Source organism: Paenibacillus allorhizosphaerae, assembly GCF_042659105.1.
GTDB classification, from domain to species: Bacteria; Bacillota; Bacilli; order Paenibacillales; family NBRC-103111; genus Paenibacillus_G; species Paenibacillus_G allorhizosphaerae.
In genome coordinates this window covers 53,679-77,041 of the sequence record NZ_JBHSRV010000013.1, presented here as the reverse complement: position 1 = coordinate 77,041, position 23,363 = coordinate 53,679, and the positions used below count along the sequence as shown (strand labels likewise).

At 46.6% G+C, this 23,363-nt stretch carries 21 protein-coding genes and 1 pseudogene; 16 read left to right on the top strand and 6 right to left on the bottom strand.

Annotation, left to right across the window (positions count from 1 at the left end):
• Positions 1-64 precede the first annotated feature (64 nt).
• Entirely contained in the window at positions 65-478 is a 414-nt protein-coding gene (locus ACFQI7_RS30295) for a hypothetical protein (protein ID WP_218098963.1), read from the top strand.
• Between the two features lie 216 nt (positions 479-694).
• On the opposite strand, the gene ACFQI7_RS30290 is transcribed toward ACFQI7_RS30295, so the two are convergent.
• Positions 695-1,210 (bottom strand): hypothetical protein, encoded by a 516-nt coding sequence (locus ACFQI7_RS30290; RefSeq protein WP_218098961.1) that lies wholly within the window; start codon positions 1,208-1,210, stop codon positions 695-697.
• 379 nt (positions 1,211-1,589) lie between these two features.
• Here ACFQI7_RS30290 and ACFQI7_RS30285 point away from each other — a divergent pair, with 379 nt between their 5' ends.
• The 3 genes from ACFQI7_RS30285 (at position 1,590) to ACFQI7_RS30275 (ending at position 4,250) form a co-directional block, all read left to right on the top strand.
• A complete protein-coding gene (locus ACFQI7_RS30285; protein ID WP_218098960.1) occupies positions 1,590-2,717 on the top strand; it encodes a low temperature requirement protein A in 1,128 nt (375 codons plus the stop codon).
• Between the two features lie 14 nt (positions 2,718-2,731).
• Positions 2,732-3,655 (top strand): acetyl-CoA carboxylase, carboxyltransferase subunit beta, encoded by a 924-nt coding sequence (gene accD, locus ACFQI7_RS30280; RefSeq protein ID WP_218098959.1) that lies wholly within the window; start codon positions 2,732-2,734, stop codon positions 3,653-3,655.
• A 79-nt stretch (positions 3,656-3,734) separates the two neighbouring features.
• Complete coding sequence (locus ACFQI7_RS30275) at positions 3,735-4,250, top strand: class I SAM-dependent methyltransferase (protein ID WP_218098958.1); 516 nt, start codon at positions 3,735-3,737, stop codon at positions 4,248-4,250.
• 344 nt (positions 4,251-4,594) lie between these two features.
• Here ACFQI7_RS30275 and ACFQI7_RS30270 read toward each other — a convergent pair whose 3' ends face one another.
• Positions 4,595-5,677: a Gfo/Idh/MocA family protein gene (locus ACFQI7_RS30270; protein ID WP_218098957.1), complete on the bottom strand. Its 1,083-nt coding sequence runs from the start codon at positions 5,675-5,677 to the stop codon at positions 4,595-4,597.
• Positions 5,678-5,912: 235 nt separating this feature from the next.
• Between ACFQI7_RS30270 and ACFQI7_RS30265 the strand changes: the two genes are divergently transcribed.
• The 5 genes and pseudogenes from ACFQI7_RS30265 (at position 5,913) to ACFQI7_RS30245 (ending at position 11,871) form a co-directional block, all read left to right on the top strand.
• On the top strand, positions 5,913-6,371 hold the full coding sequence (locus tag ACFQI7_RS30265; protein WP_218098956.1) for a hypothetical protein: 459 nt from the start codon (positions 5,913-5,915) through the stop codon (positions 6,369-6,371).
• 36 nt (positions 6,372-6,407) lie between these two features.
• Positions 6,408-6,557 (top strand): annotated as a pseudogene (locus tag ACFQI7_RS30260) (EamA family transporter); the annotation flags it as partial.
• A 91-nt stretch (positions 6,558-6,648) separates the two neighbouring features.
• Positions 6,649-7,473: a sugar phosphate isomerase/epimerase family protein gene (locus tag ACFQI7_RS30255; protein ID WP_218098955.1), complete on the top strand. Its 825-nt coding sequence runs from the start codon at positions 6,649-6,651 to the stop codon at positions 7,471-7,473.
• Positions 7,474-7,895: 422 nt separating this feature from the next.
• Positions 7,896-10,862 (top strand): OmpL47-type beta-barrel domain-containing protein, encoded by a 2,967-nt coding sequence (locus ACFQI7_RS30250; protein ID WP_230414920.1) that lies wholly within the window; start codon positions 7,896-7,898, stop codon positions 10,860-10,862.
• Positions 10,863-11,121: 259 nt separating this feature from the next.
• Positions 11,122-11,871 carry a metallophosphoesterase family protein gene (locus ACFQI7_RS30245; protein WP_218098953.1) on the top strand — a complete coding sequence of 250 codons (750 nt, stop codon included), beginning with the start codon at positions 11,122-11,124 and terminating at the stop codon, positions 11,869-11,871.
• Positions 11,872-12,159: 288 nt separating this feature from the next.
• Here the strand turns inward: ACFQI7_RS30245 and ACFQI7_RS30240 are convergent, their stop codons facing one another.
• A complete protein-coding gene (locus tag ACFQI7_RS30240; RefSeq protein WP_218098952.1) occupies positions 12,160-12,813 on the bottom strand; it encodes a peroxiredoxin-like family protein in 654 nt (217 codons plus the stop codon).
• Positions 12,814-13,007: 194 nt separating this feature from the next.
• Between ACFQI7_RS30240 and ACFQI7_RS30235 the strand changes: the two genes are divergently transcribed.
• Complete coding sequence (locus ACFQI7_RS30235) at positions 13,008-13,307, top strand: GNAT family N-acetyltransferase (RefSeq protein ID WP_218098951.1); 300 nt, start codon at positions 13,008-13,010, stop codon at positions 13,305-13,307.
• Positions 13,308-13,446: 139 nt separating this feature from the next.
• Here ACFQI7_RS30235 and ACFQI7_RS30230 read toward each other — a convergent pair whose 3' ends face one another.
• Positions 13,447-14,337, bottom strand: coding sequence for an AraC family transcriptional regulator (locus ACFQI7_RS30230; RefSeq protein WP_218098950.1), 891 nt, complete (start codon positions 14,335-14,337; stop codon positions 13,447-13,449).
• 240 nt (positions 14,338-14,577) lie between these two features.
• Here ACFQI7_RS30230 and ACFQI7_RS30225 point away from each other — a divergent pair, with 240 nt between their 5' ends.
• On the top strand, positions 14,578-15,906 hold the full coding sequence (locus tag ACFQI7_RS30225) for an ABC transporter substrate-binding protein (protein WP_218098949.1): 1,329 nt from the start codon (positions 14,578-14,580) through the stop codon (positions 15,904-15,906).
• A gap of 156 nt (positions 15,907-16,062) precedes the next feature.
• Here ACFQI7_RS30225 and ACFQI7_RS30220 read toward each other — a convergent pair whose 3' ends face one another.
• Positions 16,063-18,195 (bottom strand): GMC family oxidoreductase, encoded by a 2,133-nt coding sequence (locus ACFQI7_RS30220; RefSeq protein ID WP_218098948.1) that lies wholly within the window; start codon positions 18,193-18,195, stop codon positions 16,063-16,065.
• 292 nt (positions 18,196-18,487) lie between these two features.
• Here ACFQI7_RS30220 and ACFQI7_RS30215 point away from each other — a divergent pair, with 292 nt between their 5' ends.
• The 3 genes from ACFQI7_RS30215 (at position 18,488) to ACFQI7_RS30205 (ending at position 21,370) form a co-directional block, all read left to right on the top strand.
• Positions 18,488-19,183: a response regulator transcription factor gene (locus ACFQI7_RS30215; RefSeq protein WP_218098946.1), complete on the top strand. Its 696-nt coding sequence runs from the start codon at positions 18,488-18,490 to the stop codon at positions 19,181-19,183.
• On the top strand, positions 19,176-20,276 hold the full coding sequence (locus ACFQI7_RS30210; RefSeq protein WP_218098945.1) for a sensor histidine kinase: 1,101 nt from the start codon (positions 19,176-19,178) through the stop codon (positions 20,274-20,276). The genes ACFQI7_RS30215 and ACFQI7_RS30210 overlap by 8 nt, the downstream gene beginning before the upstream one ends.
• 230 nt (positions 20,277-20,506) lie before the next feature.
• A complete protein-coding gene (locus ACFQI7_RS30205; protein WP_218098944.1) occupies positions 20,507-21,370 on the top strand; it encodes a M15 family metallopeptidase in 864 nt (287 codons plus the stop codon).
• A gap of 213 nt (positions 21,371-21,583) precedes the next feature.
• On the opposite strand, the gene ACFQI7_RS30200 is transcribed toward ACFQI7_RS30205, so the two are convergent.
• Entirely contained in the window at positions 21,584-22,006 is a 423-nt protein-coding gene (locus tag ACFQI7_RS30200) for a YybH family protein (protein ID WP_218098943.1), read from the bottom strand.
• 119 nt (positions 22,007-22,125) lie between these two features.
• On the opposite strand from ACFQI7_RS30200, the gene ACFQI7_RS30195 reads away from it, so the two are divergent.
• Together ACFQI7_RS30195 and ACFQI7_RS30190 are read left to right on the top strand one after the other, a co-directional pair.
• Complete coding sequence (locus ACFQI7_RS30195) at positions 22,126-22,470, top strand: winged helix-turn-helix transcriptional regulator (protein ID WP_218098942.1); 345 nt, start codon at positions 22,126-22,128, stop codon at positions 22,468-22,470.
• A 50-nt stretch (positions 22,471-22,520) separates the two neighbouring features.
• On the top strand, positions 22,521-23,009 hold the full coding sequence (locus ACFQI7_RS30190; protein ID WP_218098941.1) for a EutP/PduV family microcompartment system protein: 489 nt from the start codon (positions 22,521-22,523) through the stop codon (positions 23,007-23,009).
• Positions 23,010-23,363 lie beyond the last annotated feature (354 nt).

Genomic DNA, 23,363 nt, shown 5'->3' with positions numbered 1-23,363 from the left:
ATGCCGTAATTTTGTTGTTATTGTAAAACAATCGGATTGTTATCATAAAATGGAGTGAATGTGGTTGGACAAATTGCCTAAAACGAGTAACGTGAGAGTAGAGGCGGAAGCGATCCATCGCTTGGTCGTCTCATTCCGAATTACCTGTTCAATCCCTGTTCCGAATCTAAATGGTGAACTAGTAACAAGCGTTGTCATTGAATGCGAAGAAGTGCATTGTTCCGTCTTGAAATGGATTTTGGGGGATACCATGTCCAAGATAGATTTCGCCAGTCGGGAAATGGTTAGTGCCTTGGGGATGCGTATTGCATATTTACATCAGTTTTCGCGGAATTTTATCGCCACCGAGGAATTTCAAATTCTTGAAAATGCATTTTCGCTGGTAACCGCTCGTATGAAAGGGTTGAGTAAAAGTTTCGAGAGTTGGGGATTCATCCATGAAAGCATATGTGGATACGTGAACATATACCAAGTCTGATTGAACTTTGTAAATCTTTGCTTAAAGGCAAAACGGTTTTTTATCATATCAATCAAGTAGGCTTAACAAACTAGAGAACTCTCCGGATGCGGAGGGTTCTTACATTTTTATCCGTGTATTAGCGGGTGGTGGCAGTGGCCGCTGGAGTGTGTAAATGCAAGAAGGGGGTACCGCTACCGGTACCCCCTACCCTATCGGAACTGGGATGAAACAGGATTAATCCCAATACTTCACGGAACCGGATCCGCTGAAGCTTTCGTATACGTAAAATTCTGCCTTCTTGTTGTCGCCGTCGACATAGTTGCTGATCCCCCGATAGATCAGCGTGTCACCAGGATACAGAAAGTACTCATAGCCGGTCACGACTTCGTCCGCATTGCTGCCCGGATCGTATTCCCGCAGCTGATACCAGGCGCCGCCGCTCGGACCGCTCATAACCTGGAACTTAAAATCGCCGCCGCCGGAGTGAACGTAGTTGGTCGGGTTTTGCGTGGAAACCGTCGAGCGCTGACCGAGGTAATCCCACTCGCCGGCTCCCATCGGGGTTATGCTCCCCCCGTTAGCGCGAATAATCGTGACGTTGGGCGCGGCTCCAGCCGTGTTACCCACTGCTCTGGATTCCACTGCGGGTCCGTCGGCGAACGCCGTGGATACGGGAACTGCCACTGCAAGCGTCAGGGCAGCCAGCATCGTGCGCAACCATTTGGCCTTCGATTTGTTCCGATGGTTCACATCCATCATCCTCCCAATTGTTTCTTTTTATATAAAGCCAGAGATAATGTAGCACATTGGGATTGTCGAAGTAACCAAAATTGTGTAATAAATTGTAACTCCCAAAAAAAACCAACCAGAGACCTATGTCCGCTAATGCTAGACGTATAAAATAGTCAAAATGTTGCCGCTAGCCCAAGAAGAAGTTGCAGCAGCTGTGCAGTGACACAAAATTACTCAAATAAAATCACAGAAAAGCGTATTGCTCCTCTTTGATGTGCGTTGAAGCAACGGGCGGGATAATTCCATTTATGATAATATGAGGAATATAGAGCGGTGCCTCGCGACACGCTCCGGATCGTTGAAGTAACGGAACACATCCAAGCAAAGGAGCACAATGATGAATAAACACGCACCGGGATTTCAACATAGCGCAGCATTTGCTGAGAAGAAAGTTACCTGGCTGGAACTATTTTACGATCTACTTTTTGTAGCGGCTGTTTCAAGAGCGAGCCATGTCTTGTTACATGTCGACAATGGCTCAATACCAGTAGAGTACTTAACGAAATTCGTCCTAATCTTTGTTCCGATCTGGTGGGCTTGGGTAGGGCAATCACTCTTTGTAAATCGGTTTGGACAAGATACCGTATCTCACCGGATATTTCTGATTTTACAATTATTTTTTGTATTAATCATGACGGCAAGCCTATCGGTTAATTTTGATCAATACTATATTCCATTCTTAGTAGGCTATGTTGGTTTAAGAGCGATGACTGCCATTCAATATCTTTCGGTACAAAAGAAAGAAGAAGCTCATAGAAAAATCACTGCCCGTTATTTGGGGAGTCGCTTTTGGATTGGTTTGGTGATATCTTCTTTATCACTATTCTTTGACTCGTGGATTCGTTATGTAGTTTTATATGCAGGAATTGCTGTAGACATATTGCTCCCATTAATAGGTCGGCAATACTTGGTGAAAAGCCCCATAAATACTCACCATTTATTAGAACGCTTCTCCCTGTTTACACTTATTCTTCTTGGCGAAGCAGTAATCAGTATACTAACGGTATTGCAGTCTAGCTACTGGACGTGGCAATCTATTTTATTTGCGTCAATAACTTTTTTATTAATTATTGCTATGTGGTGGCAATATTTTGACAATGTCGAAAAGAAAGTGAACAAAACAATAGAGACTGCAGGGCAAACGATAATTTATGGTCATTTATTCATTTATTTGTCCATGTGTATGATCGCAGCTTCGATTCAGTTGCTATTTTTGGAACAATTAAACTATTCATTTATGTTAAGCTTTATTTTTGGATCGGTATTGCTTTACTTTTTTTCAACCTCGTTGGTCTTCCATAAATATAGACATGTTCATCAAAGATTGGGGATCTCTCATTTAGCGTTATTATTAGGATTACTTGGAGCTTTTTTTGCAGTGGATTTGTTTTTCTTTATACCAAATTACATCATTGTTGGAGAAGTGATGGTGTTCTTTGTTGTATATGCTAAATTAACGACTTGAACTTACGAGAAACCATGTTTAGAGAAATTTTTCAAAAAAAACCTAAAAAGTATGCCACCTTACCCCCAAGTGATGTCAGAGAAAAATCGAAACGCGAGATACCTGAAGGATTAACGGGTAAATGTAAAAAATGTAATGCTATTCTGTTTAATAAAGAGTTGGAAAAAAATCTGAAAGTTTGTGTTACTTGCGGGTATCATTTTGCAATGAATGCGAGAGAAAGAGTTCAGTTTACTTTGGACGAAGGGCGACTTTTCGAATATGATAGTGATATGATTTCTGAAGACCCACTAGAATTTGACGGGTATACGGAGAAGTTACAACGAGAAACAAAAAAGTCGGGTCTATCCGAGGCTGTCATAACAGGTGAAGGTACGATTGGTGGAGTACCGGTCGTCATCGCTATCATGAGTTTTGATTTTTTTACGGGTAGCATGGGTTCCGTAGTGGGTGAAAAAATAACTAGAGCAATTGAAAAAACAACTCAGAAAAAGTACCCGCTCATTGTATTTTCTACTGCATCCGGCGCCAGAATGCAGGAAAGTATCTTGAGTTTAATGCAAATGGCAAAAACAAGCGCTGCCATAGCCAGATTCAGCGAGCAAGGTGGCTTCTATATCTCCGTATTGACCAATCCAACTTTAGGTGGGGTAACAGCGAGCTTCGCCAGCCTTGGGGATATTATATTAGCGGAACCCGAAACCATTATTGGTTTCGCAGGTCGAATCGTTATTGAACAAACGATGCGTCAAAAATTACCACAACAGTTCCAAACAGCAGAATTTAACTTACAGCATGGTCAAATAGATAAAGTGGTTCATAGAAAGGACATGAAATCAACCTTAATAAAAATACTACAGATACATAAAATAGATACTTCATTTATCAACAATATGATAGAAGAAGTAGCAAGAGGTAATGCTTCGGCAATCCGCTGACGGATACGATAGTTCAACAAGCATAGCGGCAGTCTGCATGTTCAAACATATTTCACGACGAATCAGGTGGGATATTCTTATGGAGGGAATCATTGCTGATCGGATCCAATGGGCAGTAGATGTGCTAGAGGTGGCTCCATACGACCGCATGCTTGAAATCGGTTGCGGACCTGGATCGGCGGTTTCCTTGATCAGCAGAAAGTTAGTCGATGGGATGATAACCGCTATTGATCAATCAGATAAAATGATACACAAGGCAAGGAAAAAGAATGCTGAACATGAATTAGCGGGGAAGGCAAAATTTCTTGCCGCCAAATTCCACGAAGCGGAGTTGGGTCAAAGTCAGTTTAATAAGATATTTGCCGTGAACATCAATTTGTTCTGGAAGAAAGCTGACCGTGAGTTGGAAATTATCAGAAGACGAATGTCGCCAGAAGGCACTGTTTATTTGTTTAATCAGCCACCGGCTGCGGATAAGCTCCGGTTTATTGCCGAACGGACGAGTCAAAATCTGATGAACGCCGGTTTTGGTATTAAACAAGTCATAGTCGGGAATCAGAAGCCGGTGCCGGTTGTATGTGTAATTGCGGATTAAATAAGTTTTGGAGTCGTCATTATCAGCATTCAGCGTACGTTAGTCATAATGAACTAGGCGGTCCCATTTGCTTAACGTAGATTGCATTTGGTAACAATGTGTAGTGAATTCTACTAAAACCAAATGCAGAGCTACATTCGAAAGGAGCCGCTACCATGAAGGATTACACAAAAGTTGTTGGTTTAGACGTATCAAAAGATCCAATCCATGACGCAAAGGAAGACTTGCAGCGAGCTCGCCTCCGCCTTGGAATAGCCCCGACTCGGGCGGGTAGGTAGCTAATCAATTCAGATATTATAGCAAAAACAGGCATACGCCCCTGAATGGAGATATGCCTGTTTGCTTTATTCAGCCCAAGGCTGCCGCGCCGATTTGATCGTTTCTCCGGTCCGAATCGCCTGCTCGATAAGAAGGCCGAGATAATGATCCTGTGACGCCTCCGCCAGACTGTAAAAGCTCGGTCCGCCCGCCGCATATTCGGCCATCTTCTGCAAGCAGGTTGCGATCGCGATTTCGTCGTCGTACAGCCTTGCAGGAACGAATGGATTTTTATAAATCCAGCGTTCTCCGGCTATATAGCCTTGCAAATAATGCCCCTCTTGATTCTCTTCCTCTCCACTGTTGATCCGTTTGAACTCCAGATGAAGCGGCGTCTTGTAATCGGCCAGAACACTCAAACGGCGATCGAATATTTCCCCCCTGTCGCCGCGAACGGCGAGATGGTTGGAACGGATCCACGAACGATGCTGATCCTTGGCGAAATCGTATATTGCGAGCTTTTCGCCAAACTCAAGCCAAGCCATATCACGGGGCTCGGTTATGATTTTCTCCTCTTGCGGCGGGCCTCCGCGCCCCGGTCCGGCGACAACCGGCGACTTGAACCGCATTCCGCGAATAATAGCGTCTTCAAACCGGATGCCAAGCATTTTTCGCATGAGGCTTACGGCATGATACGTTTGCGATATGGATACGGTTGCCTGCGTCACCCTGCCAAGCAGCCCAGCTTCGATCACCGCCTGCCTTGCCGTATGCAGCGGGTGGAAATGATACTGCTCCGCGACCTGTACTCTAGCTTCTCGTTTCGAAAGCTGATCATGCAGCTCGAGCATGGCTTCCATATCCGGAGCAGGCGGCGTTTCGACCAATGCCGGTATTCCCTTGTCCGCCAGATCCAGCAAATAACCGGATGCGGCTCCACGGCTGACGGAGATCACTGCGAAATCCGGCTTCTCCCCGGCAAGAGCATCCTCAAGCGTTCTGAAGGCAGGAACCTTCCACTGCCGCTCCATGGCTTTCGCCTTTTCTTCGTCTCTTATGACCAAACCGCTGATCCGGAAGCTCTCCGGCAGTGCGTGTGCAATCCGCAAAAAATACTGCGCCCGAAAGCCAGCACCCCCGATAATGATAAATGTAGCTGTATGTGCCATCGCCGCTAGTCCCTCTCCTCATATTTACATTTGAACTAAGAATAATAGATCGACGGTAATTGTCAATACAACTTGCTTCCGAGTTGTGTATTGGAAGCAATGTGGCTGTACGATGAAGATGTTCCAACAAGTTGCTTCTGCTAAACGGGTACAATAGCCCGGACAGATTTTACGAAACCATATAAGTTTTACCATCGTCTATGATATATAGCCGATATTAGATGGAGGTCAATACATGAAAAATTCATTCTATAGCTCTACACTACTTTTAATAGTGCTAGTCATTTGCTCTTTTGGCAAGATCAACTACAATATGCCCGCAACGCCTTCTACAGCTCCAACGCCTTCATATTATGGCGATTGGACCGTTCAGAAGTGGATTGGTTCTACGCCCGTATCGACTGCTGTTGATGAGCGCATTATCGGCATGAAGGCGACTTATATGAAGGAAAAAGCATCCTTTGACAAGGAGACAATTTTGAACTCTGAATATGAGGAAATTGAAATAACGAACGATGATTTTTTAAAAGAATACAGAACTCAATTAAGCGACATTGGAATTAACTCAAAGTCGGTTACAACTGTAAAAATAAATGATTGGACGAATCCTGGCAGCTTTTTAATTATTAAAGATGAACAAACAATGATTATCTTATGGGATGGAAACTACTTTGAAATGAAGAGGAAGATATAAGGGTTCTGAGTTCACGCGAAATTCTTTATTGAGGTGGTAATGTCTGTGCTTGTAAAGCGTGTGCCGAGTGATTATTCACAAATTGTGGTAACGACTTATTCCATCTTGGTAGCCCTAATTCTGTTGACCCCTTTTGTTTTACCACGATTGCACGCAATTAGCGTCTCTCAACTGACTCACCCGACTACCAAAACCCCTTCAACTATATGCTGAAAGGGTTTTGTTTACATAAACGGAGTCATTGGAAGTAAATTAATTTAAAAAGGATGGTGTGCATATGTTTTCTTTCTCAATCAGCACGTGGAGCATGAGACAGTCTCTGGGACCGCTACGGTGGACCATCTGGAATGAGGAGACGAAAAGTCAGGAAGTTCGTGAAGAATGGAAGCCGCAGGAGTTGGAACTGACTGATCTTCCGGTGGAAGCAAAGCAGAACGGGTTGAGTTACTTGGAGGTGTGCCATTTTCAGATCCCCTCGACAGACGCTTCCTACTTGGCCGAGCTGCGAGCTTCTTTTGAGTCGGCGGGCATCGGCTTCCTGACACTCTTAGTCGACTATGGGGATATTTCATCACCCGATAACATACGTCGCGAATCGGACATCGCCTACTTGCGCAGCTGGATTGAGGTGGCTGCGAAGGCGGGTGCAGCGGCGGTGCGCGTTGTTGCCGGCGAGCAGCCGGCAGGCGATGCTGCTGCAATCGCGAGAAGCTGCAGCGCACTCAAGCAGTTGGCGCAGTACGGGACAGAGCGGGGAGTGCGGGTGGTAACGGAAAACTTCCGTCCGCTGACTGCGACGTTAAGCAGCTGGAGCTCGATCATGAGTAATGTCGGCAGCATCGTACCGACCATCATTGACTTCGGCAATTTCCAGACTAGCGAGAAGGCAAACGGGATTTCCCACGGTGCTTCGATGGCTCATTCGATTCATGCCAAGCCGAACTATCTTCCTGACGGAAGAGTGGACGCAGAGGAACTCGGGATTATGCTGCGTATTCTGAAGGATCGCGGCTGCAATGTACCGCTCTCGATCATCGCCGACAAAGGAGAGACTCGGTGGGATCGGATCAATGCGATTAAATCGCTGATAAGCGTGCTATAGTCCAAAAAATATTTTATCCAGTGCTTAGTCATTTTCGTATCCCATGGAAAGATCGAGTTACCGCGCCAACGGGGAACGTTAGCTCAATAATCCAGCGGTTGTCTGGGGCTTTATTTTTCCGGTCCAAGGCTGCCGCTGGTTTTATATTCAAGTCGGTCAAACAGTTATTTCAGAGGACTTGACGCTTTTTGAGGTCTGACCAGCATAGATCAACGAATCGAGTCTACTACTTTATTTTCATATGACATAGGATGGAAGCTGCGAAATCTGTCGATCATGATTTGGCGGTCTGAATCTTTGTGTCTGTTTTTTCTCCCGGTCTAGTCCTATTCTCCTGACTTCATGAAATATTATCAAACTCTTCCATCGTTTCGTGATAGAATGCAATTGCAGTTCTACTATTAAAATAATGGAGGAATATGATGAGCAAATTCATGCATTGGAAGGCCACGCTGTTAAAGACGACACTCGCTCTTAGCCTCGCATTTCCGCTGCAATCTTTCTTCTTGGACGGGGGACAGCAGGCTTTTGCCGAAGGACCTAACGATCCGGCTCCTTTCATCAACGCTAGAGTAGTGAACGAAAACTCGGGTAAAAAGATTTTGTTCGATAATACCCATGGACAAACAGCCGGAGCGGCGGATTGGGTTATTGACGGCGGCTTTTCCGATTTTGGCAATGCCTTGGCTGATAACGGCTACGATGTGAAGGAGCTTCGGAAGTCCGGCGCTATTACCCTCGAGGACCTGCAAGGTTACGATGTATTTGTTATAGGGGAAGCCAATATTCCGTACAAGCAGACGGAACAAGCGGCCATGAAGCAGTATGTTCAAAACGGCGGCAGCATTTTCTTCATCGCCGACCACTATAATGCGGATCGGAACAAAAACCGGTGGGACGCCTCCGAGGTCATGAACGGCTATCGCCGCGGTGCTTGGGATGACCCTGCCAAAGGAATGAGCACAGAGGAGCGAAATTCAGCCGCGATGCAAGGCGTAGCAAGCTCCGATTGGCTGAACGAAAATTTCGGCGTGCGATTCCGCTATAACGCGCTCGGCGATATCATCACCGACAAGGTCGTAGCGCCCGATCAAGCGCTCGGCATTACGAGGGGTGTCTCTACGGTTGCGATGCATGCCGGCTCTACCATCGAAATTATTGACCCGACACGGGCCAAAGGAATCGTTTATCTGCCGCAGACCAAGGAAGCATGGCCTAATGCGGTGGATCAGGGCGTATATGCCGGAGGCGGCGTCGCCGAAGGTCCGTATATCGCCATTTCCAAGTCAGGCCTAGGTAAAGCCGCATTCATCGGCGATTCTTCTCCTGTTGAGGATGCAACGCCCAAATATGTGCGGGAAGAAAACGGTCAAATAAAGACGACGTATGACGGTTTTAAAGAACAAAATGACGGCACATTGCTCGTTAATCTTATCCATTGGCTGAGCAAGAAGGAGAGTTATACGAAGCTGAGCGATGTCAGCGGGCTTCAGCTTGACCAGCCGACGACATTGCTGCCGTTTGAAGCCCCGGAAGCGTCCACCGAACCTCAGAAGGAGCCATGGGCTGTGCCTGAAGCCGGCTATAAATGGTGGGATTCTTCCACTTACAAGCCGGGTTCCTACGGCGGTGCTACAGCCGCTCCAACTGCAGCGTACAACTTCGTGCATCAGGCTCAGCTTCCGAACGCACAGCAATTTCAAATCCGTGTCGTCGCGGATAACCTGCCTGCTTACGGAACGGTGTCCGGATTCAGCGCAGGCATTTATTTAACCGGCGGTACCCAGGTTGCCCAGATTCAAAATGCCGATGGCACTTGGCCCACCGCGTATGGCTACAGCTCCGCTTTCAGCCTGACAGCCGACGGCTTGGGCCATGCCTATAAGGATCTTATGGTCCGCATAAAGCCCAACACCACCGGTGCGGCAAGTCTGCGTCTAAGACAGAACGGCAATAACCTCAAAACCGAAACGGTTACCTTGGCGAATGTACCGGCCGAGCCGCTTCCGGAGGACAAGCCGCCTGTGCCTGACCAGATTTCGATAGCTGAAGCGCGGAGCAAGGCAGACAATACCCTTGTTACTGTGGAAGGCGTCGTAACCACGGAGCCCGGAGCCTTCGGCGGACAAGCGTTCTATCTTCAGGATGAAACCGCAGGGGTCTACGTATTCCAAAGCCAAAGCGGCTTCCATCAAGGAGACAAGGTGAAGGTGACCGCTTCACTTACCCGCTATAACTCGGAGCTTGAGCTGGCTTCGCCTGTAGCTATCGCGAAGACCGGTACAGCCGAGCTTCCGGCAGTGAAGGCCGCCGCATCCGTAAACGAAAATAATCAGGGTCAGCTTATTGAGCTATCGAATGTTACTATTCATAATGTAGTCGCGGCCACTCCGGCCGGTTCCTTTGAATTCGACGCGACGTCCGGCTCCGCAACCGATCATGTGCGCGTTGACGGCCGTACAGGACTCACGTTGGACAAGTTCCCGTATCAGGAGGGACAAGTCGTTAACGTCCGCGGGGTTGCAGCCATTTTCAAAGAAACGTACCAGTTGAAGCCTCGTGGTCTAGGTGATTTTACGGCTGTTGATTCGTCGGCCCCTGTCACAACAGCAGCCCTGTCTGGAACGGCAAACGGCAACGGTTGGTACCGTGAGGATGTGACGGTTACATTGTCCGCGACGGATACCGGAACGGGCGTAGCATCGACCTTGTACAATACGAACGGCGGAGAATGGGCGAGCTATACGGCTCCGCTGACGATTTCCTCCGAAGGCGACAGCCGTCTGCAATATTATTCCGTTGATCACGCCAGTAACAAAGAAGGAACGCAATCGCTCGTCATCCGTCTCGATAAAACGGCGCCGACCGTTCGTCTGACGCAATCGGGTCAAAGCGTTCACAACATCACCTATGATGAAGCCGTTACATTCGAGCTGGCTGCTGCTGACGCATTGTCCGGCATCGCTTCCCAGAAGCTTCTTTTGGACGGGAAAGAGATTGTCTCCGGTCAATCGCTGCAGGCAAAGCAAGTGGGACTCGGTACTCACAGTGTGCAATACCTGGTTGAGGATGCTGCCGGAAATACGGCTGAGCAAAGCTTTAGTTTCGAGATTACGTTCGGCACCAGCTTCTCCGCTGTGCATGCCTTAATCGCACAACTGGACAAGAACGGCCAGTTCAAAAATAACGGGGAAGCCAATTCCCTGGATGCAAAGCTGTCCAATGCGGAAAAACAGTATGAGAAAGGCCATAAGGATCAAGCCATCAAGCATTTGAATGATCTTCAAGACACGGTGGAGAACGATGCAGCAAAGGGCAAAATGACGGCTTCCGCCAGCGTGCAGCTGACGCAGCATCTTGCTTATTTGCTTCAAATCATTTCCCGTTAATCCATTCCTAGTTTAAGCCTGCTATTAGGCGGCGGCATCCGGAACAGCGTTTCTGTTCCCGGTTGCCGTTTTTTATTATATAGGAGTATAACCACTAATGTTTACTGGTTTAGTTCTTATTTTTGTAATACCTCTGTTATTAGAATCTGTCACTGGTTTACTCAGTTTTTTTCGTTAGTTCAACCCTGTTCCCATTTTATGGATGATAGTTTAGACTTAATGTAGAGCTATTCATTAAGTGAAAGGGTGAGGTGAATATATGGATAGAATCGCGATTATTTCAGATATTCATGGGAATATCCCGGCTTTGGAAGCAGTATTGTCAGATATCAGCGAACGAAGTATAAAAAGAATTTTCTGCTTGGGGGATTTGGTTGGAAAAGGACCACATCCGAAGCAAGCTATAGATAAAATTAAAAATAGTTGCGAATCTGTAGTATTAGGGAATTGGGATGACTGGTTGACGAATAGACCAGATGTAGAACAAGAGCATGCATTATGGCAATATCAGAAGTTAGATAAGTCGGAAATCAACTACTTAAAATCGTTACCATTTTCAACTGAATTTTTTATGAGCGGGCGATATATCCGGTTATTCCATGCCTCTGCCGAAAGTGTATACAAGAGAGTGCAGCCTCATGCCCCGATAGAGGATAGATTGGCTATGTTTAATAATACTGAGAAAACTGGAATACCACCCGAAGAGCTGATGCCAGATGTGGTCGGTTATGGTGATATCCATAATGCATATATACAAAACTTTAAAGGGAAAGTTTTATTTAATGTTGGAAGCGTAGGGAACCCATTGGAGATTACACAAGCGTGCTATGCTATTCTCGAAGGTTGGTATAGCCGTCGATCAATGAGTGCTTTTTCAATTCAATTGGTGAGGGTCCCTTATGATATTGAGTTAGCGATCCGGCAAGCACAAGAAGAGAATATGCCACTAACAGAGCAATATGCAAATGAACTGAGAACGGCTGTGTATCGGGGAAGTAAAGGCATCTAGACGATGAATTATTTCATTCTCCTGAATTCTGACAGCGAGTTTCATAAGGATTGGTCACGTCAGGAAATGTTAACCTCTAAGTCTGCTGTTCAGAAGCTCGGTCAGGCTGCGGATCCTATAATAAAGGTGTTTCTCGAAGAGCTGAATTACGCGATTACACCGGCTGCCTATAAGATCAATCAGCAGCCGACGCTTTGAGGGATGGATATGATAGCTCAATAATTAACACCAGGACAAAGCTGCCGCGTTGAACGGCAGCTTTGTTAACGGACAGTAGAGCAGGGGCTGTTATAAGGAATGAAGAAGGTTCAAAATTTCATTAGGCTCCGTCCGTTTTGTGTAATCTGGGTCCACACTCGCAAAACGGATAACCCCCTGCTTATCAATGATAAAAGTGGCAGGTACAGGAAGCTCCCATGAATCGTCGCCATTATGTTCATTTAATGCAGCGCCGAGTGATCGATGATAATCATGCAGATCGTCCCGGAGCTTGAATTTGAGCTGATACTTCTCCGCCACCCGATTGTGCAAATCACTCAAGACATGAAAGCTCAATTTGTTCTTTTCATGGACGCTTAACGAATGGTCCGGTGTTTGAGGGCTGATGGCCAACAGTTCAGCACCGGCTTCATGAATGCTGTCAATGATTCGCTGATAAGCTCTTAATTCTAAATTGCAGAACGGGCACCAGCCCCCGCGGTAAAAGGTAAGGATAACATGACCCTTCGCGGTTTTTTCCGACAAGGTAATATTATTCCCTATTTGATTACCCAAGGTGAAGTCAGGCGCCATTGCGCCAACAGCCAAACCTTTAGCAGTGCCCGATTCCCGGAGCTCCTGGGTCGAATGCACGAAAGCCTCTACGACTTCCCTAGGAAGAACCTCCAGACCATGCTTCGCCTGTGCATCCAGCTCATCTTGCAATTTTATATATTTTGCCACTGTCCATCTCTCCTTCCCTGATATATGTCAATCGTAACATTCTCCTAACCTTGCCTCTACCTGTGCGCGGAGAACGGCGCTGGTTAGCGGGATTATACGCATCATCACAAACAATAAACGATTTCAAAGAGTGATTAGAGGAAGAACTTAGTGAATGAAGGGTATATGGTAAAATTGGCACCTGATTTTTTAAAATGAATTCAGATGAGCTGGTTGATGAAAAAATCATTGGTTCCGTACGAGCAAATGACCAAGACGGAACTTGCTACATAGGAAAGCTGATGGTTCATCCGGACCATCAAAATAAAGGAATAGGCAAAATGTTAATGAGTGCTATAGAAGGTCTTTTTCCGAAATCCCGTTATGAGTTGTTCACTGGAAGTAAAAGCGAAAAGAACATTGCCTTATACGAAAAGTTAGGATATAAAACCTTCAAAGAAAGCTTGATTACCTCTGATTTTAGTCTGGTCTATCTTGAGAAGAAAAGACTTTAAATCGTTGTCGTATAGTCCGAGATGATACGCTTACGTCACCTTTGTCTGTATCATTAAGATAAAACGCGCTGAATAAAGCGCGGCACTTGGCAGTGGATCGAGTCATGAAGGACTTTAGATGTTCTGTTCGCGATGTTTTCTATTGTTGGGCGAGCATTCGATACTCTCTCGCGGACTTTCCTTTCAGCTCCCGGAAGACGCGGGCAAACGTGCGGGAATTATCGAAACCTACGTCAAAGGCGATATCCGTAATGGTCATATCGGTGGTGAGAAGCATGTTGGTAGCGCGCTCGATCCGCAGCCTGTGCATATACTGAACAAAGCCCATGCCGACGTAGGTTTTGAAAACGCGGCTGATATAAGGAACGCTCACATCAAAACGATGGGACAGCTCCTTCAGACTGAGATTCTCTTTATAATGGCTGTGCACATATTTGACAAGCGGCCAGAGCAGCCGCGGCGCTTCCTTTGTAGAACGCGTATCCCATGTGTCCGAAGATCGGCAGGCCAACCCGTGACGTATGAACAACAATAACGCTTCCGTAAGCTTCGTACGGATCATATAAAGCCTTCCCGGACGGTTCGTCTCCCCGTATTCGTGAAGCAGCTGTTCGAAAATCAGTTTCATTTGCGCGGCCTCCGTGCCTAAGAAATCGACAAACGAAGGCGTATGCGTACCGATGCCGAACAACATATCCGAAAACCATTTGTCTTCGCACTTGCCGAACAATAGCTCCGTATCGAACATGCAGCAGTATTTGCGCAGCTTCCGCCCGGAATCGCATTTAATAATATGCATTTGATGCGGGAGAACAACGGACACGGTTCCCGGCTGCAACCGGTGACTGACGCCATCAATCGATTCGACGCCGCTCCCCTCGAAGAAGTAGGAAATCTCGGCGAAGTTATGATGATGCAGATAAGAATAAATAGAGTTCCGAACGTCGATGTAGAAGCGCTGGCTGCCAGTGAGAAAATACGGATGATCCCCGATGGAATCCTCGTATAGAGGAAATCTTTTCACGTCCATAGATGCTCTCCCCACAAGATTAATTTCATCCGAGTAGCTACTATTATCATACTTTGCAAGCTGAAGATTGAGAAGCGAGAACTCAAAAGTTGTGCGTCCTTTGAAACCTTGAGGTTTTCTTATAGTTTAAAAATTGACCGGTCCGATTAAATGGTGTCGCATCCCTACTGTATATGTGATGTATTTTAATAGGTAGCGCTTACAATACGGGTTTCATGAAAGGGTGGGAGCATGCTTAATTTGAAGAAGCTGTACTTTATTGCGCTTGTCCTGAATGTCGGCTGCCTAGCCGCATGTTCGGCTGACGGGAGCAAGAGCGGGGACGGCACACAACCCGTGACATCGCCGCCGACCGCACCGGAAAAATCGAAGGAGCCGGTTACTCTTGTGTTTTACAGCCCGAACGGTCCGAGCGAGACCGATGAAGCTTTCATGGAACAAATAGGAAACCCGATTCAAAAAAAGTTTCCCTATATAACTGTGAAGTTCGTTCATCCGCCGGACACGAACCCGGAAGGGCAGCTCGACGCGATGATGGCAGCCGGAGAGTCGATCGATATTTTCCTCAACGCCGATTTGAATCATTACCGGCTGATCACGCCGTATAAGTTCGAATATGATATAAGCGATATGATCAAAAAGAGCAATTTTGATTTGTCCCGGCTTGACGACAGCAGTGTACAGGCGGTACGGGCGCTTTCCAAGGGAGGCCTCTACGCATTGCCTTACAGGATGAACGTCCAGGCCCTTTTGTATAACAAAGATGTTTTTGATAAGTTTGGCGTTCCTTACCCGAAGGATGGAATGACTTGGGACGATGTTTACGAGTTGGCCAAACAGATGACCCGAATGGACGGCGATAAGCAATACAGGGGCTTCGTCACGCAAACGTACAACTATGCCTGGATGAACCAGTTGTCGGCAGGATTCGTCGATCCGAAATCTGACAAGGCGCTGTACAATAGCGATGAACGTTGGACGAGGATCGTCAGAAACTTATCCCGGTTTTATGAAATTCCGGGCAACGCGCTCAAAGAAAACAGCTTCTCGGCTGTCAGCAATGTATTTTATAAAGATAAACTGGCTGCCATGTATGCCTACTTTATGCCGACGATTTCGCAAGAGGTCAATTGGGACGTAGTGACCTACCCGGAATACGGCGACCGCCGCGGCATCGGCCCTCAAGCGAATTTAACTTTAGCTTATATTACAAGCATGAGCAAGCATAAAGATGCTGCTTTCGACGCCATTGCCTACATGACCAGCGACGAATTTCAAATGAACCAGGCGAAAAAGGCGCTTTCCTTCCCGGTTACGAAAACGCAGGCCGTCAAGGACGCGTTCGGCCAAGACGCGGACTTTTTGAAAGGGAAGAATATGCGTGCGGTAGCCAAAAGCAAACCGGCACCTACGTTTGAAGGTTCACCTTACAGCCGTACGGCTGCAGTGGAGCTGGAAAAAATAATGTATCAGCTGGGAAAAGGCCAGGGTGACGTGAATACCGCGATTCGGACGATTACGGAGCTTGCCGATAAGTCGATCGATACGGTAAAAGCAGGAAAAAAATAGGCAACATTCAAAAAAAGAGCGCCTCTGACGTTTGGTTCAGACGGGCTTAAAACCCGATGCCATCATGGGGGGCTCTTATTCTTTCGGAGTAACCGACCATTCCTCTCCCTCTCTAAAGCCGGGTAAATATGACTTTCACGTATCCGTTCCAGCATTTCATCCTTGTTTAACCAAGATTTCTGCTGTGCGGAAAGCCAAGGCAAGAATCGTCAACACCGGATTAACGCCGCCGTTGGTCACGTGTACGGAGCCGTCACTCACCCAGAGATTGTCATATCCGTGTACGCGACCGTAGCGGTCGGTGACTGATACCGAAGGATCGTCGCCCATGCGCAGTGTCCCTGCCTGATGCTGCCCAGCACTGAGCCCTCCGCCTGGCCGGGTTCGCCAAACTCGACGAGCTCCGGCAGCCCAGAGCCAAGTCTCGGCTTGCTCTGCCAGCATGACCGCGGTTCGAAGTGACTCGGGATGAACACTTCCCGAGAGTTGAGCCACCGGCAATCCGAATCGATCTTTGACCGTAGGCGAGAGCCGCACTCTTGACTCGGGCGTAGGGATCTCCTGGATCGGTCCCTGAACATGGCTTGTGCGCAAGTAACTCTCGCGCATCATGATCTTGCCAGTGATCCCCCATCGTGCGGCATCCGGCGCAAGCGCCCGATTCCAATGAATAAGCGGCAACCGCGTGAACTCGTTGGCAAGCATCCCGCCCCCGATAATCTCTCCCCCGTTACCATGGGCAAAGCGACAGGTGCCAATACTTACCCCAGGCCCAAGACCGTCTTGAACCGGATCATCAAAGAGGGCGTAGGCACCCGTATAGACATGCCCCTGAAGGTTTCTTCCTACTTGTCCGTTCCGATTACCTATTCCGTACGGTTCTGCATCGCTTGCTGAATTGAGGAGCAAGCGTGCACTTTCGATGGCTCCGGCAGCGACCATCACGTGTCCTGCTCGCACTTGCCGACGTTGAAGCGAGCCGGCCACCTCCTGCACAAGGCGAACTCCGGTGGCGTGCCTTCCCGCCTCGGTGTCTATGCGCTCAACCATGGTATCGCAAATCAGGTCGCAATTGCCGGTATTGATGGCCCTCAATAGCATCGTATTGTGGCCGCCATTCTTGCTGTTGGTCGGACAAGCAAATCCGACACACTGGCCGCATCGTCCGCAGGCTGGTCGACCGTCACGTTCGACCGAGTTGATGAGAAGAGGAACCGGCCCCGCGTCCCATCCCAATTTTGATGCCGCCTGAGCCAATCGTTCGGCTTCGAGCGTCCTTGGCAGCGGCGGCATTGGATAAGGGAGTCGTCGGCTCCCGCGTCCAAGGTGGGCATCACCGTCACCAGAAACGCCGACTTCCCACTCCGCCCGTTCGTAATATGGTTCGAGTTCATCGTAGCTAATCGGCCAATCGCTGAGTGAACTCCCGTCCGGAATCCCATAGCGAGTCGCCATACGAAAGTCATCGGTATGAAATCGCCATGCTTGTGCTCCGTAGACGCGTGTTCCGCCGCCCACTGTCATCGCATTATTATGGTAGTTACCCTCAAAGGGCGCTGTAATCCGCTCTTCTCGATTGGCTAAGAGAAACGTGCGAGGGTGGCCTTCCAATCCTGGTCCAGTATTATGACCGTATTTGCTAAACCGATGATTGCGCACATGATCGCTGCCTATCTCACTGTATCGAAGCCAGCTTCCACGTTCGACTACGAGAACATGAAGTCCCGATTCGGCCAACACCGCCGCCGCTACCGATCCCCCTGCTCCAGCTCCGACGACGATAACATCATACAAGTCCCGGAGCTGATCATAAGTTCGTTGAGGGAGATCGGTCTCCAGGACCGGTTTTTGGAGTTTGGAGACGGGACCCGGACGAAAACCAATCATGTCCCACGACTTACCCTCGCGATTCCCGCCAGCACCTGGGCTTCCATAATAACCTTCGATAACCAGGCTCAATAGGGTGGAAAAGAAAAGTTGCTGCGAAACGGGAAAGTCCCGAAGACGCCCCTGTTCAATGTCGCGTAACAGTCTGTCTTGCTCATTAGCTGACAGTTTCGAAAATGGTCTGTGATGGAGAGCTATTGCTTTTGCATCCAGTGACCGAAGTCCGGGTTCAATTAAATTCATCCAGGTAGCGATATCCTCGCCGGCGCGACGTTCAAGGTATTCCAAGACTCCCAGATCAATTGCCGATGGCCATGCATCTACCGGAATCATCCGATCGACGACAGCCTCCAGGATAGGATGCACCTCACTCGAACAATTCTTTTGATCACTGCGCTTCATAAACGTTCACCAACCAATGTCATATGGCTTATATCATTATTACGCATCCTCATAAACCTTCTCTCCTTTACTTGTCTCGATCGTTCCATTCAATTCCACGAAGAATTTTAAAGCGCTTACATGTTCTGCTGCTACTCTGCAATTGCCGTGACGTACACCGTTCTAACGTTTAGTTTATCACGTGCCAGGGGCTTCCTGCCAGACAATTGGTGGAGAAAAGTACCAATCAGCACAGCAGAAATAAATCTGTTAAAATAATAGTAACGCCAACGTTATGCAGGGAGTGGAAAGAATGAAGTCGATCACAATTCTGATAGCTGATGATGAGTCGGAGATTGCTGACCTGATCGAGCTGCATTTAGAAAAAGAGGGTTACCGCTGCATTAAAGTATCCGACGGGCAAGAAGCCGTACATGCTGTTCAGATGCATTCCATAGATCTCGCGATCTTGGATATTATGATGCCCAAACTGGACGGTTACGAAGCAACAAGGCAAATTCGCGAGCAGCATCACATGCCGATCATCTTTTTAAGCGCCAAAACGACCGATCTCGACAAGATTACGGGGCTGGTAAGAGGAGCGGACGATTATGTAACCAAGCCGTTCAACCCGATGGAACTGGTTGCTCGGGTGAATGCGCAGTTGCGGCGTTCGATGCAGTTCAATGCATCGGCACCGGCGAACGCGCCTGTTCTGGAGGCGGGCGGACTCATCATCCATCCAGAACACCGGACCGTATTCCTTTACGGCAAGCCTATCGAGCTGACACCGAAGGAGTTTGATATTTTGTATCTGCTAGCCAGCTATCCGAGCAAAGTCTACAGCTCTGAGAATATATTCCAGCAGGTATGGGGCGAAGCCTACTATGAAGGCAGCAATACGGTCATGGTCCATATTCGCACCCTGCGGAAAAAGCTTGGAGAAGACATGAACAAAAATAAGCTGATCAAAACGGTTTGGGGAGTGGGATACACATTCAATGGCTAACCTAATCCGCAGCTTCCGATTCAAAATGATTCTGCTCTTCGGTCTAAGCATGCTTTGTTCCGGCGTCATTACTTACTTGCTCTATAAGATTCTTCAGCTCTTTTATCATACGACGAAGCTCGAAAATCCTTTGACGAAAGTCCGTTATTTCATAAGAGACGTTGGGGATATTAATTTTTTTTTGTTACTATTCATTCCTCTCTCGGTTTTGTTTTTCTTTTTCTTCACCAAACGCTACGCGGCGTATTTTCATGAAATCTCCAAGGGGATTAACCAGCTTGCAAACGGTGACTTCGACAGTCGCATACGTATTTCATCCAACGATGAGTTCGGAGATATCGCCAGAGACATCAATCTTGCGAGTGTAAAATTGCAGCAAGCTTTGGAAAGAGGGGATTTTGCGGAGAACAGCAAAGAACAGCTGGTGTTGAACTTGGCTCATGATTTGCGTACGCCGCTGACTTCCGTTATAGGTTATTTGGACTTCATTCTTCAGGACGATAAACTGACCTCGGAACAAGTGAGACACTATACGAGCATTGCTTTTACCAAGTCGCAGCGGCTGGAGAAACTGATTGACGAAATGTTCGAAATCACCCGAATGAACTACGGCAAGCTTACCATCGATAAAAAAATGATCGATCTGAGCGAGCTGCTCACCCAATTAAATGAGGAATCATATCCTATTTTTGAAAAACACAACCTGATCGCCCGATTGAATATGGCTCCGCATTTGATAATTTGGGGTGATGGAGAGTTGCTGGCGCGCGTATTTGAAAATCTGCTCTCAAATGCCGTTCGTTATGGACAAGACGGCCGGTTTATCGATATTCATTGCCGTCAGGAAGCAGATGATGCAGTGATTCAAGTAGTCAATTATGGCGATTGTATTCCCCCGGAAGAACTGCCGCATGTGTTTGATATGTTTTTTACCGGGGACAAGGCACGTGCCCATCGAGAAGGAAGCACAGGACTCGGCTTGTTCATTGCAAAAAATATTGTGACGCAGCATCAAGGCACCATTTCGGTGCAAAGCGATTTAATTCGAACGATCTTCGAAGTCCGTTTGCCGCAAGAAAATCCATCCGTTTAAGAAAAATTTTATATTAACCCCACTTATGAGAAAGTGGGGTTTTTGGCATGGCTTCGAAATGAAGAAAAAATGTATAAGATGGCCGGTAAAGTGGTTTTCGTTACAGGAGAGGAAGCCATGAATAGAACATTTAAGAATGCATTTAAGGAAAATTTTATTTTTAACCTCATTTCTTTTTAAACAGTTTTCCTTATCCTGAAGTGAGTGAGAGGTTAGGAGGAAACGAAGGGATGAAGAAATGGATTTTGCGGATTGGTATACTCGTTGCCCTCGGCTATGGAGTTTATCAACTCAAACCGATCGTCGTAAACGAGAACCTGCCGGAAATAGAATATCAAGCCCCTGTGGCTGCCTCGCAGAAGAACATGCATGCATTGAAGGTAACAAAGGATCAGATAAACAAAGGCGATTTGCTGTTGGTCAATAAGGATCATCCCGTACCCAAAGGGACAGGGGAGTCCGAAGCGGTCAATCTGTTTCAGCATAAGAGATTGGTAAAAGGATTCGGTTTGCTGGATAACACAATTCGGTTGTCGCCAACCATGTTGCAACGATTTTCAACCATGATCGAGGCGGCGCAAAAAGAAGGGGTACGCCATTTTTTAATAAGCAGCGGTTATCGGGACACCAAAGAGCAAAGTCAGCTCTACCGGCAAATGGGTGCCGAATATGCGATGCCGGCTGGCTATAGCGAACATAACTTAGGCTTATCGCTTGATATTGGATCTACGCAAACGGAGATGAATCAAGCGGCAGAAGGAAAGTGGCTGAAAGCAAATGCATGGAGATACGGTTTTATTTTGCGTTACCCAAAGGATAAAACGACAATCACAGGCATACAGTACGAGCCTTGGCATTTTCGTTATGTCGGTTTGCCGCACAGCGCCATTATGCAGGAAAAGGATTTTGTGCTGGAGCAATATTTGGATTTCTTGAAGGAACAGAAGACCGTTACAACTACGATAGATCATCGGACTTATGAAATCTCTTATTATCCCGTAGCTCAAAACACAACCATCCGCGTACCGGCCAATGGCCGCTATGAGATTTCGGGCGATAATATGAACGGTGTCATTGTAACCGTGCAATTCTAATGAGGACAAACGAGTTTTAAGCAGGGGAGGGTGAGAAATGAATTCGGCTATATCGCATATAAATTAATCGCTATGTTTACGGTAACCCCATCAAAAGTTATGCAATATGCTGAAACTACCCGTAAATCAAAGGTAAAAACAAATATGATCTAGGAATGGTTTCACCGGCTTAGACGTGTTCAAATCAAAAATTGCTTAAAAAGCAGAGCGATACTAATCTGCCGAATCTACTTCTCTTAATAGTTCTGCCCCGTATGGGTGATCTACGATATAGAGCCAGCTGCCGTCCTGCTGTTTTCTAACAATCTCCGAAGTGTGTCCTAGGATTTGGATTGGATTTCCATCCGCACCTACTGTTTGAAGGATAAAATGTGCGCGAAGTAAAGCGATATTCTCAAAAGGGATACAGTATATGTTCTTGGATATCATGCTGCCTTGCAGTCGCAATAGGTCCTTTAGTGTTTTGCGAATTTGTTCGATTCCTTTATCATGGCCTCCGTTAGGATTAACCAGAATACCTTCCGGTTCGTACAAAGCAAGCAGTTTGTCTATGTCGCCTGTGTTGTAGGCTTCTGCAAACGCAGCATTCATATCTTCCGGATTGAAGACAGCTTTATTGCGAATGGGGGATTTCATAGAATCGCCTCTTTCTATATGATGGTTATGTATGTTAGCTTATCGCAATACGATAAATAAATTAAGTACGCAGAATAAGATGACAAAGTCATAAAAAACTGACCTATGTGGAGGGAAAAATGCCTTATCAGGATGGGACTTTTGGTTGCCCTGTAGAAGTGGGGCTACAAATGATTAGTGGGAAGTGGAAACCTAGAATCATATTTGAACTGCTTCAGCAAACCAGACGTTTTGGTGAGCTTCAACGGTTAATATCCGGCATATCCAGGCATGTTCTTACTACGCAGCTGCGGGAGCTGGAGGAATGCAATATCGTTAAACGCACCGCTTTTTTGACCATCCCTCCGAAAGTTGAATACAGCTTAACCGATTTTGGGAAAAGTCTGGAACCCATTCTGGAGCAAATCATAAAGGTGGGGGAGCATTACATTTCACTTCAAAAAAATGAAGTTTCAGAGAACTGAATGTTGCTTACCGGATATGTCTGACGCTAATACAGGGAGCCAAGTTGTAAATGAACAAGATCCTCATTATTGGAAGTGTAGCTAGTGGCAAGACGACACTGGCAAAACGCTTATCAAAGAAAATTAATATACCATGGTATGAGCTTGATTCCATTGTCCATCATCAGACACCAACGGGGCGGTATAAGCGTACAGCTGAAGAACAAATTGAAGTACTAAAGGAAATTGATAAAGCTGGTGCATGGATATTCGAAGGAACAGATAGAAAATCCTATAATTGTTTGTATCAAATGGCAGACACAATTATATTTCTTGATACTCCATTGTGGAAGCGTAGAATAAGAATTCTAACTCGACTCCTTAAGCAAAAACTCGGTATTGAACAGTGTCATTACAAGCCAGACTTTTTGATGTTAAAGATGATGTATAAATGGACACGGGATTTTGAACAAAATAGAAGCCGTCTTGAAGTCAACTTAAAACTATACAATGAGAAAGTAATCAGATTAAGTGATAATAACAACTTGAACTTTCCGTAACGAGACTAAGCTAACGAGAATGTTAGTGGAATAATTCACAGCATGACACGGCTGCCGAGTTGAACAGCGGGAGGTTTTATTATGATTTTAAGCGAGGTTACCGTATTTCGAACTAACTGAATTAATTCATTATTTCCATAAGAAGAACTAGGAGATCTACAAGGATTTCGCGTACACCGATCGCAAAGATCTTCTTCTACTTGCTAAAATGAAAATGGGACGATTAACTGAGGATGATATTGTTGAAAACAAGTGGATATTGGAACGATGGGGATATGACGATAAACATAAATAAAGCTATTCAGCGTGAATCTGCACCCTGGTTTCATATTATAGTTGCGTTTCCCCTATAAA

Excerpts from the sequence above, each read along its gene's own strand:
- ACFQI7_RS30285 (WP_218098960.1), top strand. The coding sequence starts at position 1,590 with ATGAATAAACACGCACCGGGATTTCAACATAGCGCAGCATTTGCTGAG.
- accD (WP_218098959.1), top strand. The coding sequence starts at position 2,732 with ATGTTTAGAGAAATTTTTCAAAAAAAACCTAAAAAGTATGCCACCTTA.
- ACFQI7_RS30275 (WP_218098958.1), top strand. The coding sequence starts at position 3,735 with ATGGAGGGAATCATTGCTGATCGGATCCAATGGGCAGTAGATGTGCTA.
- ACFQI7_RS30270 (WP_218098957.1), bottom strand. The coding sequence starts at position 5,677 with ATGGCACATACAGCTACATTTATCATTATCGGGGGTGCTGGCTTTCGG.
- ACFQI7_RS30265 (WP_218098956.1), top strand. The coding sequence starts at position 5,913 with ATGAAAAATTCATTCTATAGCTCTACACTACTTTTAATAGTGCTAGTC.
- ACFQI7_RS30255 (WP_218098955.1), top strand. The coding sequence starts at position 6,649 with ATGTTTTCTTTCTCAATCAGCACGTGGAGCATGAGACAGTCTCTGGGA.
- ACFQI7_RS30250 (WP_230414920.1), top strand. The coding sequence starts at position 7,896 with ATGAGCAAATTCATGCATTGGAAGGCCACGCTGTTAAAGACGACACTC.
- ACFQI7_RS30245 (WP_218098953.1), top strand. The coding sequence starts at position 11,122 with ATGGATAGAATCGCGATTATTTCAGATATTCATGGGAATATCCCGGCT.
- ACFQI7_RS30235 (WP_218098951.1), top strand. The coding sequence starts at position 13,008 with ATGAATTCAGATGAGCTGGTTGATGAAAAAATCATTGGTTCCGTACGA.
- ACFQI7_RS30230 (WP_218098950.1), bottom strand. The coding sequence starts at position 14,337 with ATGGACGTGAAAAGATTTCCTCTATACGAGGATTCCATCGGGGATCAT.
- ACFQI7_RS30220 (WP_218098948.1), bottom strand. The coding sequence starts at position 18,195 with ATGAAGCGCAGTGATCAAAAGAATTGTTCGAGTGAGGTGCATCCTATC.
- ACFQI7_RS30215 (WP_218098946.1), top strand. The coding sequence starts at position 18,488 with ATGAAGTCGATCACAATTCTGATAGCTGATGATGAGTCGGAGATTGCT.
- ACFQI7_RS30210 (WP_218098945.1), top strand. The coding sequence starts at position 19,176 with ATGGCTAACCTAATCCGCAGCTTCCGATTCAAAATGATTCTGCTCTTC.
- ACFQI7_RS30205 (WP_218098944.1), top strand. The coding sequence starts at position 20,507 with ATGAAGAAATGGATTTTGCGGATTGGTATACTCGTTGCCCTCGGCTAT.
- ACFQI7_RS30200 (WP_218098943.1), bottom strand. The coding sequence starts at position 22,006 with ATGAAATCCCCCATTCGCAATAAAGCTGTCTTCAATCCGGAAGATATG.
- ACFQI7_RS30195 (WP_218098942.1), top strand. The coding sequence starts at position 22,126 with ATGCCTTATCAGGATGGGACTTTTGGTTGCCCTGTAGAAGTGGGGCTA.
- ACFQI7_RS30190 (WP_218098941.1), top strand. The coding sequence starts at position 22,521 with ATGAACAAGATCCTCATTATTGGAAGTGTAGCTAGTGGCAAGACGACA.